Below are 16,427 nucleotides of genomic sequence, written 5' to 3' on the forward strand. Positions count from 1 at the left end.
CAATGCCCACGAAGCAGACCGAGCCCGCCACGTCGGCGGAGTTGGTGCCGGTGAAGTTCTCCCGGCTCACCCGCCGTGGCATCCTCCTGGGCCTCTCGCTGTCTCAGCTCATCACCCTCGCCACCGGCATCCTCTCCTTGGTCGGGGCCCTGTATGCCGGTGGCGGCATCCTGCTCGCCTACACCGCCCCGGTCTGGGCGATCGCCGCCGCGCTGACGTGGATACCGATTGCCGGCCGGCCCGCGGTGGAGTGGCTGCCGGTCGCGTTCTGGTGGCTCTGGCGTTCGACCGGCGGACAACTCCTGTACCGCCGTCGGGTCGTCACCCCACGCCCGGCCGGGGCGCTGGCGCTGCCCGGTGACATGGCCAGGCTGCGCGAGTACACCGACCCCGAAACAGAGGCCGGGATGATCCACGACCCCCACGCCCAGACCCTCACCGTGGTCTGCGAAGTGTCCCATCCGGCATTCGTACTCCTCGACCCCGGCGAGCAGGAACGACGAGTCACCTCCTGGGGCCGCGTCCTGGCCACAGTCTGCCGCTCCGGACGCATCGCCACGTTGCAGGTGCTAGAGCGGACGCTGCCGGACTCCGGCACCGGACTGGCCGAGTGGTGGGCCGCCCACGGCACCGCCGACGACACCTGGGCCGCGACCACCTACGCCGAGCTGATCGACCGCGCCGGACCAGCCGGCGAACGCCACGCCACCACCCTGAGCTTGTCGCTGGACATGAAGTCCTCCGCCCGGCAGATCAGAACCGCCGGCGGCGGCATCCGCGGCGCCGCCGCCGTCCTGTGCCAAGAGATGTCCACCCTCGTGGCCGCGCTCCGGTCCGCCGACCTGACACCTTCGGGATGGCTGTCACCGGGCGAGATCGCGGTGATCCTGCGCTCGGCGTATGACCCGGCGATCGCCGCCACCTTGGAACGCCACGGCGAACTCGGCCAATCCCTCGCCACCGCCGGGCCGGTCGCGGTCAACGAGTCCTGGACCCGCATCCGCACCGACTCCGCCCACCACGCCGTGCTGTGGGTCTCGGAGTGGCCCCGCTCGATGGTGTATCCGGGGTTCTTGTCCCCGGTGCTCTTGTCGACCGGCATCCAGCGGTCGTTCTCGCTGATCTGCACCCCAATGCGCTCCGACCAAGCCGCACGCGACATCCGCAAGAAGAGGGTCGAGCACATCTCCGACCAAGCTCAGCGGGCAAAGATCGGGCAGATCGAAGACGCCGCCCACACCGCCGAATACCAAGACGTGCTCCAGCAGGAAGCCGACCTCACCGCCGGCCACGGCGTCCTCAGATACACCGGCCTCATCTCTGTCTCCGCCCCGACAGTGGAAGAGCTCGAAGCGGGGGTGGCGGCGATCGAGCAGGCCGCCATTCAGGCCTCGTGCGAGACCCGGTTACTGGTGGGCCAGCAGGCCGCGGCGTTCACCGCCGCCGCACTGCCGTTGTGCCGCCGCGTCTGAGCTGACCAGCCGGGGGTGGGTGCCGGTGTGCACCTGAGGGGTGAGCCCGAACTACCGGGTTCGCCCCTCTCTGTTCGCCCATCGTCTTGGAGGCTGTGATGCCCACGTTCCACGATCCGCTCGCCGATGCGGCCGAGGCCTCCGAGGCCCTGCGGGGCCTGGCCCACGCTTCCCGCGTGTTCGATGATCCGGCGGACACGTACCGGGTGTTCGGTGACCTCGTGGCGGGGGTTCGGTCGCTGCTCCAGGTGCTCGACCAGCTCGCCAGCACCCACCTGGGTGCGCGGGATCGGGCGTTCGACGATGACGGCGACCCCACCGCGGGCGCGGCGTCCGCGCTGGCCGCGGCCGATGAGCTGCACCAGGCCGGCACGCTGCTGGATCAGGCCTATGACCGGCTCGACGCGGCGTTCTCGCACTCCGGGAGGATCGCCTGGCACCCCGAACCGGTCGTCGACCGAGACGCCGCCCGGGAACGACTGGTGGCACGCCTCGGCGGCGACCCCGCCACCACGACCGTGCAGGCCGGTTCGCTCACGTTGGCGGTGTGGACCGATGCGCCGGTGGGTGAGCATCAGCGCTACGCCTACCGGATCACCGACACCACCACCGGCGAAGCGGTGGAGGGCCGGGACCTGTTCACCGGCGCCGGCACTCCCGTCGACCCCGACCGCGCCATCCGCGACCTCGTGACCTTCCTGAGCGCCGCGGGTGAGGCTCGCCAGTACGCGATCGATCATCCCGGCAGCAGCCCTGATCACGAGGGCCTGTTCCCGGCGTGGGTGGCCGAGGCCGCCCGCACCAACGCCGACGCCCTGGCCGAGCTGAGCGAGCACGGCTCCACCGAGCGCGTCGCCGGACCGGCGCGGGTGGGGCGGCGGTGGCTGAACGTGGCCTTCCTCCAGGGGGAGGAGACCGATGCGGTGCTCGATCTGATCGACAGCGACGGCGCCGAGGCTGCCATCGGACGCCTGAGCGGGTACGACTATGGCGAGGAGACCACCCAGGCGGCCTTGGAGAACGGGTACGTCTACGACGACCAACCGCCCACCGGCAGCACCGACCGGACCGTCCAGGACGGCGGGTACGCGCTGACCTACAACCACGCGCTCGGGCATGTTGGCCTGTACCGCGAGTTCGACACACCATCAGACGCTTCGGTGCACGAGGCCGAGCAGCCACACCGGGACCCCGCACCGGCTCGGGAGACGTCGGCTGCCCGGCGCGCCGCCCTCGGCGCGGACCGCGACTGGTACGCCACCCCCTCTGGCAATTCGGCCGGTTCGGGACGGGGGCTGTCACTATGACCGGCGAGGGAGACGAGCGGGAGCGGCTGCACACCTCGGTCCTCGTCGCCCCCGCCGCCGAGCGCCGCCGCCTGCGCAGGCAACGCCGGAAGGCAGCCGCCAAACTCCTGACCGAGCAGCATGCCGCCGAGAAAGCCGCCGCGCGCGCGAAGGCCGAGGCTGAGCGCGCCGAACGCCGCGCCACCCGCTACCTACCCGCCGCTGGCGAACCCGGCCCGGCTGCGCTCAGGTCACCGGGTCGGTTCCGGCTCCCGCGCCACCAGGACACCTCGGCGACGTTGGCGGGGGCGTATCCGTTCGTCGCCGAAGGCGGGCTGGGCTCCGACGGGGTGTTCGTGGGCCAAGACCTCTACTCCGGCGGCAGCTTCGTCTACGACCCCTGGGTCTTGTACGCCCGTGGCATCATCACCGCACCCAACGTCGTGTTGGCCGGGATCGTCGGCTCCGGCAAGTCGAGTCTCGCCAAGTCCCTCTACACCCGGTCCCTGCCGTTCGGGCGCCGCGTCTACGTCCCCGGCGACCCCAAAGGCGAACACACCGCGGTCGCGAACGCGGTCGGAGGCCGGGCGATCGTCCTCGGCCACGGCCTGAACACTCGGCTCAACCCTCTCGACGAGGGCCACCGCCCCGGCGGGCTCAGTGATGAGCAGTGGAAGACGACCGTGGCCTCCCGCCGCCGGGACCTCATCGGCGCCCTGGCGGAGACCGTCCTCGCGCGCGGGTTGACGCCGTTGGAGCACACCGCCATCGACCTCGCGTTGACAGCCACGGTGCGGGAGAACGACGTGCCGATCCTGCCGATGGTCGTCGACCACATCCTCAACCCCAGCACCTCAGAGGCAGACGCCGACAGTCGATTGGCCGAGGATGGCCGGCTCGTCGGCCACGCCCTACGCAGGCTCGTCGCTGGTGACCTTCAAGGGCTCTTCGACGGACCGAGCACTGTTGCGTTCGACGCGTCGCTGCCGATGATCAGCCTCGACCTGTCGCGGGTGACGGAGAACTCCACCCTCATCTCGGTGCTGATGACGTGCTCCAGCGCGTGGATGGAGTCCGCACTGCTGGACCCGGCCGGTGGGCAGCGGTGGGTGATCTACGACGAGGCCTGGCGTCTCATGTCCCACCCGGCGCTGTTGAAGCGCATGGACGCGCACTGGCGGCTCGCTCGTCATTACGGGATCGCGAACATGCTGATCTTCCACAAGCTCTCCGACCTCGACAACGTCGGCGACCACGGCTCAGCCATGCGCTCCCTCGCCAACAGCCTGCTGGCGAACGCCGAGACGAGGATCGTGTACCGGCAGGAATCCGACCAGCTCGGACCTACCGCCACCGCCCTCGGACTGACCGGCACCGAACAGAAGCTGCTCCCCTCGCTGGGGGTCGGGCAGGGGTTGTGGCGGATCAAGGATCGCTCCTTCGTGACCCAGCACCAGCTTCACCCCGCCGAGCTGGGACTGTTCGACACCAGCTCCCGCCTCACCCAGGGGGTCATCTGATGGCATCGAAGAAGCCACGCCGCACCACCGGGCAGGACCGGGCAGAGACCCCGGTGCTGCTGCCACACGTCATCGTCACAGTCGCCGAAAACGGTGCCCTGGACGTCACCGTCGACGGCACACCGTTCCCGCCACCACAACAGGGCGCCGCGTGGACGCGCAGCACCTTCGGTGAGCTGATGGACGCGATCACTGCGGACCGGACCATCGCGGTGCGGATCGAGGTCCGCGAGGTCGACGGGTCCGTGTTCACCGACCTCATCCGCGCCCGCAAGCCCACACCGGCAGAACCCGCGGAGACCAAGCCGCAGGAACAGCGTGACAAGCACACCAAGACCAAGCAGGGGCCGGAGCTGGTGGAGGTCACCGGTGAGGGGTTCGTGCCCGGTGAGGACATCGCGGTCGCCGTCGTCGTCGCTCACACCGACGCCACCGGCACCGGCCACGCCCGCGCCCTGATCGACACCGACCGGCTCGCGCCTGTCCTGGCCGGCGGCGCCGGTGAGGTCGTGCTGCTGGGACGGGTCTCAGGCACCCTGCACATCCGGCGGTTCTCACGGTGACCGGGCAGCGGCAGACTGGGAGCATGGGCGATGAGCTGACCAATGCCGCCATCGTCACCCTGATCGGTGCCTTCGGCTTCGCGCTCGTCCTGCGCGCCGCAGGATCAGCGGCCGCGCTCCTCACCGGCACACCCCAACCCGCCTCCGGCCCTGCATCCGGGCTCAGAGTGCTGTTCAATCCCGCCGACCCCGCGACGGCGCTGGATGCGGATGGTCTGAACCCGGCTGCGTACTGGATCACTACCGCCGTCCTGCTCGGCGTGCTCGCTGCGGCGGGGATGTGGGTGTGGGTACGGCTGCGTCGCCACTCGCGCAAGGTCGAGACCGACCCGCGTCGCCTGGCCGGCACCGCCACGGCACATGAGGTCACTCAGACCGCGTCTTCGAAGGCATTGCTACGCCGCGCCGCGACGTTGCGTCCCTCGCTCGACGAGGCCGCACCGTCCGATGTGGGCTACCTGTTGGGTCGTTCGCGCGGCAGGCAGGTGTGGGCTTCGGTGGAGGACTCGATCCTGCTGATCGGCCCACCCCGCTCGGGTAAGGGCCTGCATGTGGTCATCAACGCCATCCTGGACGCGCCCGGCGCTGTCGTCACCACTTCGACGCGGCCGGACAACCTCACCGCCACCCTCCGCGCCCGCCAACGAGACGGTCGGCCGGTGGCGGTGTTCGACCCCCAGCACCTCGCAGAAGGCATCCCCGCCGGGATGCGGTGGTCACCGATCCGCGGCTGCCACGACCCCCTGACCGCGATGATCCGCGCCACCGGACTCGCCTCCGCCACCGGACTCTCCGCCGGCGGGGTGGAATCCGGCGGGTTCTGGGAAGGCAAGACCCGCACCGCCCTCCAAGCCCTCCTGCACGCCGCCGCCCTCGACCACCGCCCACCCGCGGAGCTGTTCCGCTGGACTCTCGACCCGACCGCCGCCGCCGAGGCCGTCGCCATCCTCACCAACACCACCCAGGCCGCGACCGGGTGGGCGGACTCGCTCGGGGCGATGATCGACTCAGACCCCAAGACCAGGGACTCCATCTGGCAAGGCGTGGCGCTGGCCCTCGGAGCCCTGGCCGATCCTCGCGTGCTGGATGCGGTCTCACCGGGGCCGGGTGAGGGCTTCGACCCCGAGACTTTCATCCAAGACCGCGGCACCCTCTATCTGCTCGCCACCGGCGCCGGAGCCGGCGCCTCGGCCGCTCTGGTGGCGGCGTTCGTCGAAGACCTCATCGAGACCGCCCGCCGGATCGCCGCACGCTCACCCGGCGCACGCCTCGACCCGCCGCTGCTGCTGGCACTCGATGAGATCGGCAACCTCGCCCCGTTGCCCTCCCTGCCGACGCTGATGGCCGAGGGCGGTGGCACGGGGATAACGACCCTGCCGGTGTTGCAGTCGTTGGCCCAGGCGCGGGAGAAGTGGTCCGACAACGCCGCCGGAGCCATCTGGGACGCCTCCATCGTGAAGGTCATCCTCGGCGGTGCCTCCAACTCCCGCGACCTCCAAGACCTCTCCACCCTCATCGGCGAACGCGACGAATACACCGACTCGGTGACCCTGGGCGATCACGGCACCCGCTCCAATCAGCGCTCGGTGCGCCGGGTGCCGATACTCCCGCCGGACCGGATCAGGACCCTGCCGTTCGGCACCGGGGTGACCCTGCTGCGTGCCGCATCGCCGATCGTGACCGATCTGCGTCCTTGGCCCTCGCGGTCTGATGCCGCCCAGCTCAAGGGTGACCGGGCCGAGATCGAAGCGCTGTTGCGCCGCCCTGGCTCCTGACCACGTCTGGTCGCGTGGGTGCACCTGTCTGACACGAGCGGTCCTGCACGTGGGGTCGCGTGATGTGTCAGGAGGAGAGTCAGATGGCTATCCGCACCCAGCAGTCGTTCTCGGGGTTCGTGGCGTCCGACCCGCAGCTCAGCCACACCGAGAGCGGTGATGCCCGCCTGTTCATGAAGGTCGGCAAGGAGCACTACCGGCAAGAGGACGACGGGTCGTTCACCCAGACCGAGACCACCTTCCACAACCTGGTCGCGTTCAAGGCCGCCGCCGAGCAGGGCCACGAACGTCTGGCCAAGGGTGACAAGTTCGTCGCCGAGGGGTACGTCCGCGAGCACACCTACCAGCGCGACGGGCAGAACATCGAAGGCGAGGAGTTCGTCGCCCGCCGCCTCGGCCATGACATGGCCCGCACCCGCTACGACGTCGACCGCACACCCCGCCGCACCGCACCCGAACGCGACTCCGCCGCGTTCACCGCACCCGAGCGTCGACCGGCCACCCAGTCGGCGCCGGCCGTGAGTATGTGACCGACAGGGGCTATCGACGATGAGCAAGCACACTCCCGAACCAGACGAACCCGACCACCCAGGCGACGAGCCGGACTATCTGGACGACGAGCCCGACACCGACGACCCAGCCGGTAATGTGGCTGAGCCACCGCACCCGGTGAACTGGAACCTGCTGAGCGCCGATGACCTGGAAGCCGAGTGGCTGGCGCTCAATGACTGGGTCGCCTGGCTGCGCCGCACCTACGGGCTCCCCGCGTCGGTGGTGCCGCCGTTCTGGCACCGCCACCCCGAACTCCTCTGGGAACTATCCGCGCTGCACCTGCACTGGCTGTGCGCCTACGACCCCGAACAGAACGGGTCCGCACCCAACGGCTGGCACCGCGACTTCGCCGACACCCGCAATCGGCTCCGCGAATGGGTAAGTGCTTCCGGCACCCGCCTCGACCGGGACCGGACCACCCGCCAGACCGTCTGGCCTGGCGAGGACCCCGCACCGCCGGTGGAGGAGACCGTGATCGCCGACCGGGGTGAGGACTTCGTACAGTTCGTCTTCGAGCAGGTCCAAGCCCGCCGCGAAGCCGAGGAGGCGTTCTTCCGCACCCTCGATGAACCCACCGGAGAAGTCTCATGACCCGCCCACATCGGCCCGCACGAGACGAGCGCCTGCCGGAGCGGATGCGCGACTACCGCATCGAGGCCGAACCACGGCAGAGCCCGGACCTGCACAAGCTGGTCCAACTGTTCATCGGCGTGGCCCGCGCCCGCACCCAAGATGCCCAACGCCCCGCACCATGGCCCGAGCCGGACAGTACCGGGCCTGTCGGAGGCGACGAGGTAGAATCGAGCACGCAAGAAGCCAACGGCTGAACCCGCGCGTGGTTCAGCCCGTGGTGCGCAGTCCTGTTTGGCCTTCGTGGCTTACCCAGCAGGAACCGCTGAAGCGGAACCCGCTGGGTCGTGTTTCCCCGTTACGAGTCGCACCGCACCAGCGGACCAAGTCCCGCTGGTGCTGGCCCGACCATTCGGGAAGGGAAAACACGACCCATGAGCACCACAACACAAACCCCCTCTGCCACCGAGGTTCTGGATCACATCGGGGAGACCACCACCCTGGCGGTCTCCTACCTGCGCGTCTCCACCAAGGAACAGGCGTCCAAGGGCGGACGGGATGAGGGCTTCTCCATCCCCGCCCAGCGCGAGGCGAACCTGCGCAAGGCCCAGGGGTTGAACGCGATCATCGTCGAGGAGTTCATCGACGCCGGTGAGTCCGCACGTAAGGCCGACCGGCCCGAGCTGATGCGGATGATCGAGTACGTCAAGACCCACCAGGTCGCCTACTGCATCGTCCACAAGGTCGACCGGCTCGCCCGCAACCGCGCCGACGACGTGACCATCCACCTCGCCCTCAAAGAGGCCGGCGTCATGCTCGTCTCCGCGACCGAGAACATCGACGAGACCCCCTCGGGGATGCTGCTGCACGGCATCATGTCCACCATCGCGGAGTTCTACTCCCGCAACCTCGCCGGCGAGGTCTCCAAGGGCATGAACCAGAAAGCACGGAGTGGTGGCACCAACGGCAAGGCCCCGATGGGCTACCTTAACGTCACGCGACGCGACGAACTCGGCCGTGAGGTCCGCGCTGTGGAGGTCGATCCCGACCGGGCACCGCTGGTCAAGTGGGCCTTCGAGGCCTACGCCACCGGGAACCACTCCACGATCAGCCTGCGCGAAGAACTCATCGACCGGGGCCTGACCACCGTCCCGACGCCGAAGCGGCCCTCGAAGCCGCCGGTGCTGTCCACGATCCACAAGATGCTCACCAACCCCTACTACAAGGGCAGCGTCCGCTTCCGCGGCGCCACCTACGAGGGCCTACACGAACCCCTCGTCGCCCCCGAGGTCTGGTACCGCGTCCAGGCCGTGCTCACCGCGCATCAGACCTCCGGGGAGAAGACCCAATCCCATGACCACTACCTCAAGGGCAGCCTCTACTGCGGCCAATGCGGATCACGCTTGACGTTGACCAACGCCAAGAGTCGCCGCGGCGTGATCTATCCGTACTTCATGTGCACCGGGCGGCACGCCAAGCGCACCAACTGCGAACGCAAGTCCATGTTCGTGCCAGACATCGAAGCCGCCGTCGAGGACCACTACCGGCACATGCAGATACCCGAACACGTCCTGCCAGCGCTCCGTGAGCTGGTCACCAGCGAGTTCGACCGACTCCACCAGGTCGCCAAACAAGAGGCCCAGGGGTACAAGGCCGAACGAGACGCCCTGCGCGACGAACGGCAGAAACTCATGCAGGCCCACTACGCCGGCGCAGTACCCCTCGACCTCCTAGGGACCGAGCAAGACCGCATCGCCCGTAGGCTCGCGTTCCTCGACGCCCAGCTCAACGCCGGGGACATCGAATACGAGCAAGCCAAGGCGCACCTGGATGACTGCCTCGCCCTCGCAGGCGACATGCACGCCATCTACATGAGCATCAACGACTCGCTACGGCGGATCGCCAATCAAGCCTTCTTCGACAAACTCATCGTCCACGACGACGACACCATCCACGCCGAACCCGGAGTGCCGTTCAACGTGTTCCTCGACCCGGACGTCCAGACCCTCGCCGTCCGCCGCCAAGGACAGACAGTCGAATCCGGAACTCAAACTGGTGATGTCGTTGGTTTGAACAACGACCTTCTGGTGGAGCTAAGGGGATTCGAACCCCTGACCTCTTCATTGCGAACGAAGCGCTCTACCAACTGAGCTATAGCCCCGAGAACGGATATACTCTAGCACCCGCGGGCGCACGGCCACCAATCCGTTGCTGCCGTCACCCACGGGACAAACCGCTCCGTGCCCAGGACCGCGGCCGCGGCGGCCTCGGTTGTGGCTGCTGACCCGAGTTGCAGCCGGGGCCAGCAGCCACCACTCGGGTCGCACCTTCACGCCCGGCGGGTCAGTCTCCTCACACGGCCCGCCATCGGCGCCGCGGCCGGAGCGGGCCATCAGGACGGCTGGCCCACAGCACCCCGCCGACGACGAGCACGCCGCCTGCCAGCTCCAGCCAGGTCGGCTGCTGCCCCAGCACCAGCCAGGCCGCCAGAACGCCGACCACCGGCACCAGCATGGAGAACGGCGCCACCACCCCGGCCGGATGCCGGGACATCAGCCATACCCAGATCGCCGAGCCGACCACCGTGCCCAGCAGCACCGTGTACGCCAGTCCCAGCCAGGCCGGCAGCGCCTGCACCTGCCACGCGGTGCCCAGCGCCGCGCCGATGCGGCCCGGCCCCTCCACCGCGAGGGACAGGGCGAACATCGGCAGCGGCGGGACGACGCACATCCACAGCGCCAGGCTCATCGGACGGGTGGTCTGCGCTTTGCGGGACGCGAGGTTCCCCAGCGCCCAGCCGAAACCGCCCAGCACCACCAGGAAGAACGGCGCCCAGCCGTCCATGCCTCCACGGGAGGCGCCCACCAGCACGAGACCGCCGACGGCCACGCCGACGCCCAGCGCACGACGTGGCGTGAGCCTCTCGCGGAGCAGCAGCGCGCCCAGGATCACAGTGAAAGGCGCCGAGGACTGCAGCACCAGCGAGGCCAGGCCGGCGGGGAAACCAGCCGCCATGCCCAGGTAGAGGCCGAAGAACTGCAACGTGCCGAACCCCAGCCCGTAGCCGATCAGCCAGCGCAGCGGCACCTGAGGCCGGGGCACGAACAGCAGAGCCGGGACCGCCAGGACGACGAAGCGCAGACCCGCCAGGAACAGCGGCGGGAACTGCTCCAGGGAGAAGTGGATCGCCAGGAAGTTGAGGCCCCACAGAGCGGCCACGCATACTGCCAGGCCCACATGACGAATCGGCATGGAGCCAGAGTAGGCCGTGGACCGCCCGGCCACGTTCACCAGCCCGTGCCGTCCGCCCTCCCGCTTGAGCCAGAGACCTCGCCTACCCGGGTTCCCGCTACTCCTCGATCACGGGCTCGACGACGCGCGGACGCAGGTGCTCGTAGACCACGGAGGTGCGCACGTCCGCGACTTCGGCGCGTTCGGTGAGCCGGTCGATCACGAACCCGTACAGGTGATCGTTGCCGGGCACCGCGACGTGGATCAGGAAGTCCTCGCTGCCGCTCGTCACGAACAGTCCCAGTACCTCCGGCAGGCCGGCCGCCCATTCGCGGAACCGTTCGATATTGCTCCGCGTGGGCGGACGGACCCGGACCGCCACGAGCGCCTGCACCGGCCGGCCGATGCGCGCCAGGTCCACGTCCAGCCGGGCACCGGTGATGATCCCGCGGTCGCGCAGCGAGCGGGTCCGGTCCAGGGCGGTGGTCGGGGCGACGCCGACGGCCCGGGCGAGGTCGCGATTGCTGCGCCGTGCATTGCGCTGGAGTTCCCGCAGGATCGCCGTATCAAGTGCGTCAAGATGAGCCATATCAGCACTCTATCCGTATGACATACGGGTTTGCCGTACGCAGACCCAATGATGTGTAGCCTCATGGCGGACTACTCGGATCAATGACGGAAAGGCTGGAACATGAGCGAACCGGGGACAGTGGGTTTCGCGCCCGATGAGATCCGCACGGCAGAGCCCACCCGTGCGGCACGGCTGAAGTGGGTGATCGTGGTGGACGCCCAGCTGCCTGCTGGACGCGCCGCCAACGCCGCCGCGTGCGTCGCCGCGGCAACCTCGCGGGGCGTCCACGGACTGCTCGGACCGGAAGCGGTGGACGCCGCCGGCGCCAGCCATCCGGGACTGCCGTGGGCCGGGTGCACCGTCCTGGCCGCCGATACCGCGAAGCTGGGGCGAATCCGCCGCAAGGCAGCGTCGCGCGCCGGGGTGCATGTGGCGGATATGCCCGTCGATGCCCAGCTCACCCGGGTCTACGACGAATACCTGGAGCGCATGACGACGCAGGACGCGGAATCGATCGGCTACGCCGCCGTGAGCCTCGTCGGGCCCCGCGCCCAGGTGGACCGCCTCGTCGGCGGCCTGCCCCTGCTCGCCTGAGCCCGGCGCTCAGCTCTTGCGGTTGTAGATGACCATCGACACCGGGCCGAAGATCACCACCAGCACGGCGCAGTAGATCAGCACCATCAGGAGGCTGGCCGGATCGTAGACGCCGTTCATCAGCTCCCGGATGGCCGCCACCACGGTGGAGACCGGATTGACCTCGGCGAAGGCGCGCACCGGCCCGGGCATGGTCTCGGTGGGCGCGAAGATGTTCGATACGAAGGTCAGCGGCATCATGATGAACATCGACACGCCCATGGCCGCCTGCTCGGTGCGCATCAGCAGCGCCACCGTCGTCCAGACCCAGGACAGGCAGAAGCTGAACACAAGCAGCAGCAGGAACGCCGCCAGCACGCCGTTCAGACCACCCTCGGGCCGGAAACCCATCACGAAGCCGACCACCAGGATGATGACGCCGGCGATCATGTAGCGGACCTGATCCCCCAGCAGCGCGCCGACCAGCTGTGCCGGCCGCCAGGTCGGCAGCGAACGGAACCGGTCGAACACGCCCTTGGAGATGTCCCGGTTCAGCGTCAGGCCGGTGTACATCGTGATCATGACCAGGGTCTGGGCGAAGACGCCGGGAATGAGCCACTGCACATAGGCGCCGACCGCGTCACCTCCGGCTTCGGTCCCGGAGACCGCGGCACCGATCGAGCCACCGAAGACGTAGGTCATCATGACCGTCATCATGATCGGGAAGATCGTGACGTCGAAGAGCTGCTCGGGGATGTGCTTGATCTTCAGCAGCGCGCGCCAGCCGTAGGTGAGGGAGGCGGAGACCGGGCCCGAGCGCTTGGGCCGCTCCCCGGGCGCGACGAGGACCTGGGCGATCCGCTGGGCCTCGGTGGCCGGTGCGGCGGGAGTCGTCGTACTCATCGGGTTCTCACTTCCTGTTCGCGCCGGTGCCCGGCGCCGCACCGGCCGGATCAACCGGATCAACGGATTCGGCCGGGCCGCCTGCGGGTGTCTCGTCATGCTGGGGATCCGCATCCGGCTCGGCCGGCTTGCCGGTCAGAGCCAGGAATACCTCGTCCAGGCTCGGCTGCCCCAGCGCGAAGGTCTCCAGCTCGACTCCCGCCTCCTCCAGGGCGTTCAGCGCGACCGCGGCGCGGGCGTTCTCGTCCAGGCGGGTGCTCAGGGCGGCGGCGTCGGACTCACGGACGACCTCGGCGCCGATGGTACGGGCCAGGATCTCCGCCGCCTCCTCGCGCCGGCCGGCATCGGCGACCCGGACCTTCAGGGCGCCCGAACCGACCTGAGCCTTGAGCTGACCGGGTGTGCCTTCGGCGATGACCTTGCCATGGTCGATCACGGCGATCCGCCCGGCCAGCTGGTCGGCTTCCTCCAGGTACTGCGTGGTCAGCAGGATCGTGGTGCCGCCGGCCACCAGGGTTCGGATGATGTCCCACACCTGGTTGCGGCTGCGCGGGTCGATGCCTGTGGTCGGCTCGTCCAGGAACATCAGCTCCGGGGTCACGATGAGCGAGCCGGCGATGTCCAGGCGCCTGCGCATACCGCCGGAATACTTCTTGACCTGACGGTTTGCGGCATCGGTCAGGGAGAAGGCCTCAAGCAGATCCATGCCCCGCGCCCGAGCCGCCCGGGAGCTGTAACCGAGCAGCCGGCCCAGCAGCACCAGGTTCTCGATCCCGGTGAGGTCCTCGTCCAGGGAGGCGAACTGACCGGTCAGGGCGATCTTCTCGCGGATGGCCTTGGGCTCGGCGAAAACGTCATGCCCGAGCACGGTGGCCTGCCCGCCGTCGGGCCGCAGCAGGGTGGCGAGCATGCGGATGGCCGTCGTCTTGCCGGCGCCGTTGGGGCCCAGGACGCCGTAGATGCCCCCGCGCGGGATGCTCAGATCCACGCCGTCGACGGCGGTGTTGTCGCCGAACCTCTTGATCAGGCCCCTGGCTTCGATGGCCGGTTCAGGCACGAGGAGGCTCCTTCCGGGAGATGGCGGGCCGCCGGGGTCATCCGCAGCGGGAACAGCATGGAGACGAGACGATGGCGGTATGAGCATCTCGCGCCGGCACGAGAGACGGCGCTGGCACTGGCCGCTCAATGGATCACGGCACGATCGTACCCGGATGAAGGGCGCGCCCGGGTGAATTATCGCGTACGGCGTACACGACGACGGCGGCGACACCTGCACGGGTATCGCCGCCGTCGTCGCCCTCCCCGCGCCGGCCGTGGCTGCGGGACCGGCCGGCGCGGGAAGCCTCCTCATTCCCCTGAGGGCACTCGCTCCTGCCGCGTCGCCGGGTAGCGGATCTCCTCGACCATCTCCTGCACCCGCTCCGAGGGCGGCCGGGTCAGCAGGGAGACGATGATCGTCACCGCGAAGTTCACCGCCGCGCCGATCGCGCCGATGCCCTCCGGGCTGATGCCCATGATCGGATCGTTCGCCGAGGTGCCGAAGACCTCCAGCGTGTAGATCATGTAACTGCCGCTGAACACCAGCCCGGTGAGCACGCCCGCCGTGGCTCCTGCGGCGTTCGCCCGTTTCCAGAAGATCCCGAGGATCAGGATCGGGAAGAACGTCGATGCCGCCAGGCCGAAGGCGAAGGCGACCACCTGCGCCACGAACGCCGGCGGGTTGATGCCGGCCCAGATCGCCGCGCCGATGGCGACCGCCATCGCGATGCGGCCCACGAGCATCTGCTGGCGCTCCGAGGCGCCGTCCTTCTTCATCACCCGGAAGTACAGGTCGTGCGAGGCGGCGGAGGAGATCACCAGCAGCAGGCCCGCGGCGGTGGACATCGCCGCGGCCATGCCGCCGGCCGCCATCAGGCCGACGATGGGCGCCGGGAGGCCGCCGATCTCCGGGCTGGCCAGGACGAGGATGTCGTTGTTGACGATCAGGTCCGCGCCGGAGGCCGCGTTGTTCGACACCGTCTGGATGACATCGACGTTCTCGTTCACCGTGACCAGGCCGGTGGCGCCCCAGGTCTGGACCCAGTCCGGCAAGTCGTCCGGCGAGGCCCCCTGCACCCCCTGCAGCAGGTTGAGCTTGGTGAAGGCGCCCACCGCCGGAGCCGTGAGGTACAGCAAGGCGATGAACAGCAGCGCCCAGAAGGCCGAATACCGCGCGCCGCGGACCGTCTTGGTGGTGTAGAACCGGATGATCACATGGGGCAGGCCCGCGGTTCCCAGCATGAGCGAGGCCGTCACCAGGAACACGTCGAGCTGGCTGCCGCGCCCGGCGAACGCCTCGGTGAACGCGTGCAGGCCGAATTCCAGGCTGAGCGCGTCGAGCTCGGCCAGGATGGTGCCGTAGGAGATCTGCGGGATCGGGATCCCCGTCGTCTGGTACGCCACCGCGAAGGCCGGGATCAGGTACGCGATGATGAGCACCGTGTACTGCGCGACCTGCGTGTAGGTGATGCCCTTCATCCCGCCCAGCACGGCGTAGATGAAGATGACCGCGGCGCACAGCACCACGCCCCATTCCACGGTGAGGTTCAGGAAGCGGCTGAAGACGATGCCGCCGCCGGACATCTGACCGACCACATAGGTGAAGGACACCACGATCGCGGCGATGGCCGCCACGATGCGCACCGACTCGGCGTAACGGTCGCCGACGAACTCCGGCACCGTGAACTTGCCCCACTTACGCAGATAGGGCGCCAGCAGCAGGGCCAGCAGAACGTAGCCACCGGTCCAGCCCATCAGGTACACGGAGCCGTCCGAACCGAGGAAGGCGATCAGGCCGGCCATGCCGATGAAGCTCGCCGCGGACATCCAGTCCGCCGCGACGGCCGCGCCGTTCGCGATCGTCGGCACGCCCTGGCTGGCGACGTAGAACTCCTTGGTCTCCTTCACCCGCGAGCGCCACGCGATGAAGATGTAGATCGCGAACGTCAGGATGATGAAGAAGAACGTCCAGAACTGGATGTCGCTCATAGCCGCTCACCGTCCCCGCCGCGCTCGGCGACCCCGAACTCGTCGTCGATCCGGTCCATCCACAGCGCATAGACGAGGATCAGGATCACGAAGGTGTAGATGGACCCCTGCTGGGCGAACCACAGGCCCAGGGGGAACCCGAGGATCTCGATGCTGTTGAGCGGCTCGATCAGCAGGATGCCGAATCCGAAGGAGACGGTGAACCAGATCGCCAGCAGCACGACGACCATCCGGAGGTTCTTCTTCCAGTACCGCTGCCGCCAGCTGGTATCCGCGGCGGGCCCGGGCGGAGATCCGCCGGGGCCGTTCTCATGCGCCATCTCGGCCATGGACGCTCCCTTCATCGCGATTCGCCTGACGCGGCACCGTTGCCGCCAGGCACGT

The 16,427-nt window shown here is 68.9% G+C and carries 17 protein-coding genes, 1 tRNA gene and 1 pseudogene; 10 read left to right on the forward strand and 9 right to left on the reverse strand.

The window, feature by feature from the left end; all coding sequences use genetic code 11:
* Positions 1-2 precede the first annotated feature (2 nt).
* From IEW13_RS09365 to IEW13_RS17820, 9 genes and pseudogenes are all read left to right on the forward strand, one after another.
* Positions 3-1,472 carry an SCO6880 family protein gene (locus IEW13_RS09365; RefSeq protein WP_188550671.1) on the forward strand — a complete coding sequence of 490 codons (1,470 nt, stop codon included), beginning with the start codon at positions 3-5 and terminating at the stop codon, positions 1,470-1,472.
* A 98-nt stretch (positions 1,473-1,570) separates the two neighbouring features.
* Positions 1,571-2,779: a hypothetical protein gene (locus IEW13_RS17815; RefSeq protein WP_370658517.1), complete on the forward strand. Its 1,209-nt coding sequence runs from the start codon at positions 1,571-1,573 to the stop codon at positions 2,777-2,779.
* Positions 2,776-4,278 carry a putative type IV secretion/conjugal transfer ATPase gene (locus IEW13_RS09375; RefSeq protein ID WP_188550672.1) on the forward strand — a complete coding sequence of 501 codons (1,503 nt, stop codon included), beginning with the start codon at positions 2,776-2,778 and terminating at the stop codon, positions 4,276-4,278. Before IEW13_RS17815 ends, IEW13_RS09375 begins: the two co-directional genes overlap by 4 nt.
* Complete coding sequence (locus IEW13_RS09380) at positions 4,278-4,841, forward strand: hypothetical protein (protein WP_188550673.1); 564 nt, start codon at positions 4,278-4,280, stop codon at positions 4,839-4,841. The genes IEW13_RS09375 and IEW13_RS09380 overlap by 1 nt, the downstream gene beginning before the upstream one ends.
* Positions 4,842-4,864: 23 nt before the next feature.
* Positions 4,865-6,616: a type IV secretory system conjugative DNA transfer family protein gene (locus IEW13_RS09385; RefSeq protein ID WP_188550674.1), complete on the forward strand. Its 1,752-nt coding sequence runs from the start codon at positions 4,865-4,867 to the stop codon at positions 6,614-6,616.
* An 83-nt stretch (positions 6,617-6,699) separates the two neighbouring features.
* Positions 6,700-7,146, forward strand: coding sequence for a single-stranded DNA-binding protein (locus IEW13_RS09390; RefSeq protein WP_188550675.1), 447 nt, complete (start codon positions 6,700-6,702; stop codon positions 7,144-7,146).
* Between the two features lie 19 nt (positions 7,147-7,165).
* On the forward strand, positions 7,166-7,759 hold the full coding sequence (locus tag IEW13_RS09395) for a hypothetical protein (protein ID WP_188550676.1): 594 nt from the start codon (positions 7,166-7,168) through the stop codon (positions 7,757-7,759).
* A complete protein-coding gene (locus IEW13_RS09400; RefSeq protein ID WP_188550677.1) occupies positions 7,756-7,995 on the forward strand; it encodes a hypothetical protein in 240 nt (79 codons plus the stop codon). The genes IEW13_RS09395 and IEW13_RS09400 overlap by 4 nt, the downstream gene beginning before the upstream one ends.
* A gap of 177 nt (positions 7,996-8,172) precedes the next feature.
* A pseudogene (locus IEW13_RS17820) lies at positions 8,173-9,225 on the forward strand (recombinase family protein); the annotation flags it as partial.
* Here the strand turns inward: IEW13_RS17820 and IEW13_RS17435 are convergent.
* From IEW13_RS17435 to IEW13_RS09425, 5 genes are all read right to left on the reverse strand, one after another.
* Positions 9,136-9,441, reverse strand: coding sequence for a hypothetical protein (locus IEW13_RS17435; RefSeq protein WP_229586856.1), 306 nt, complete (start codon positions 9,439-9,441; stop codon positions 9,136-9,138). The pseudogene IEW13_RS17820 and the gene IEW13_RS17435 sit on opposite strands and share 90 nt — an antisense overlap.
* A 186-nt stretch (positions 9,442-9,627) precedes the next feature.
* The gene (locus tag IEW13_RS17675; RefSeq protein WP_255662367.1) at positions 9,628-9,762 is read right to left on the reverse strand and encodes a hypothetical protein; all 135 of its coding nucleotides are present in this window, start codon (positions 9,760-9,762) and stop codon (positions 9,628-9,630) included.
* A 61-nt stretch (positions 9,763-9,823) separates the two neighbouring features.
* Positions 9,824-9,899 (reverse strand) — tRNA-Ala (locus IEW13_RS09415).
* A 191-nt stretch (positions 9,900-10,090) separates the two neighbouring features.
* Entirely contained in the window at positions 10,091-10,990 is a 900-nt protein-coding gene (locus IEW13_RS09420) for an EamA family transporter (RefSeq protein WP_188550678.1), read from the reverse strand.
* Positions 10,991-11,087: 97 nt separating this feature from the next.
* Positions 11,088-11,558, reverse strand: a complete 471-nt coding sequence (locus tag IEW13_RS09425) for an Lrp/AsnC family transcriptional regulator (protein ID WP_188550679.1) — start codon at positions 11,556-11,558, stop codon at positions 11,088-11,090.
* A 102-nt stretch (positions 11,559-11,660) separates the two neighbouring features.
* On the opposite strand from IEW13_RS09425, the gene IEW13_RS09430 reads away from it, so the two are divergent.
* Positions 11,661-12,134, forward strand: a complete 474-nt coding sequence (locus IEW13_RS09430) for a DUF2000 domain-containing protein (RefSeq protein WP_188550680.1) — start codon at positions 11,661-11,663, stop codon at positions 12,132-12,134.
* Between the two features lie 9 nt (positions 12,135-12,143).
* On the opposite strand, the gene IEW13_RS09435 is transcribed toward IEW13_RS09430, so the two are convergent.
* The 4 genes from IEW13_RS09435 to IEW13_RS09450 form a co-directional block, all read right to left on the reverse strand.
* A complete protein-coding gene (locus IEW13_RS09435) occupies positions 12,144-13,016 on the reverse strand; it encodes an ABC transporter permease (protein ID WP_188550681.1) in 873 nt (290 codons plus the stop codon).
* Between the two features lie 7 nt (positions 13,017-13,023).
* The gene (locus IEW13_RS09440; protein WP_229745052.1) at positions 13,024-14,073 is read right to left on the reverse strand and encodes an ATP-binding cassette domain-containing protein; all 1,050 of its coding nucleotides are present in this window, start codon (positions 14,071-14,073) and stop codon (positions 13,024-13,026) included.
* A gap of 290 nt (positions 14,074-14,363) precedes the next feature.
* On the reverse strand, positions 14,364-16,043 hold the full coding sequence (locus tag IEW13_RS09445; RefSeq protein ID WP_188550682.1) for a sodium:solute symporter family protein: 1,680 nt from the start codon (positions 16,041-16,043) through the stop codon (positions 14,364-14,366).
* The gene (locus IEW13_RS09450; protein ID WP_188550683.1) at positions 16,040-16,372 is read right to left on the reverse strand and encodes a DUF4212 domain-containing protein; all 333 of its coding nucleotides are present in this window, start codon (positions 16,370-16,372) and stop codon (positions 16,040-16,042) included. The genes IEW13_RS09445 and IEW13_RS09450 overlap by 4 nt, the downstream gene beginning before the upstream one ends.
* Positions 16,373-16,427: the final 55 nt, after the last annotated feature.

Origin of the sequence: Sediminivirga luteola (assembly GCF_014639315.1) — a bacterium.
GTDB classification, from domain to species: domain Bacteria; phylum Actinomycetota; class Actinomycetes; order Actinomycetales; family Brevibacteriaceae; genus Sediminivirga; species Sediminivirga luteola.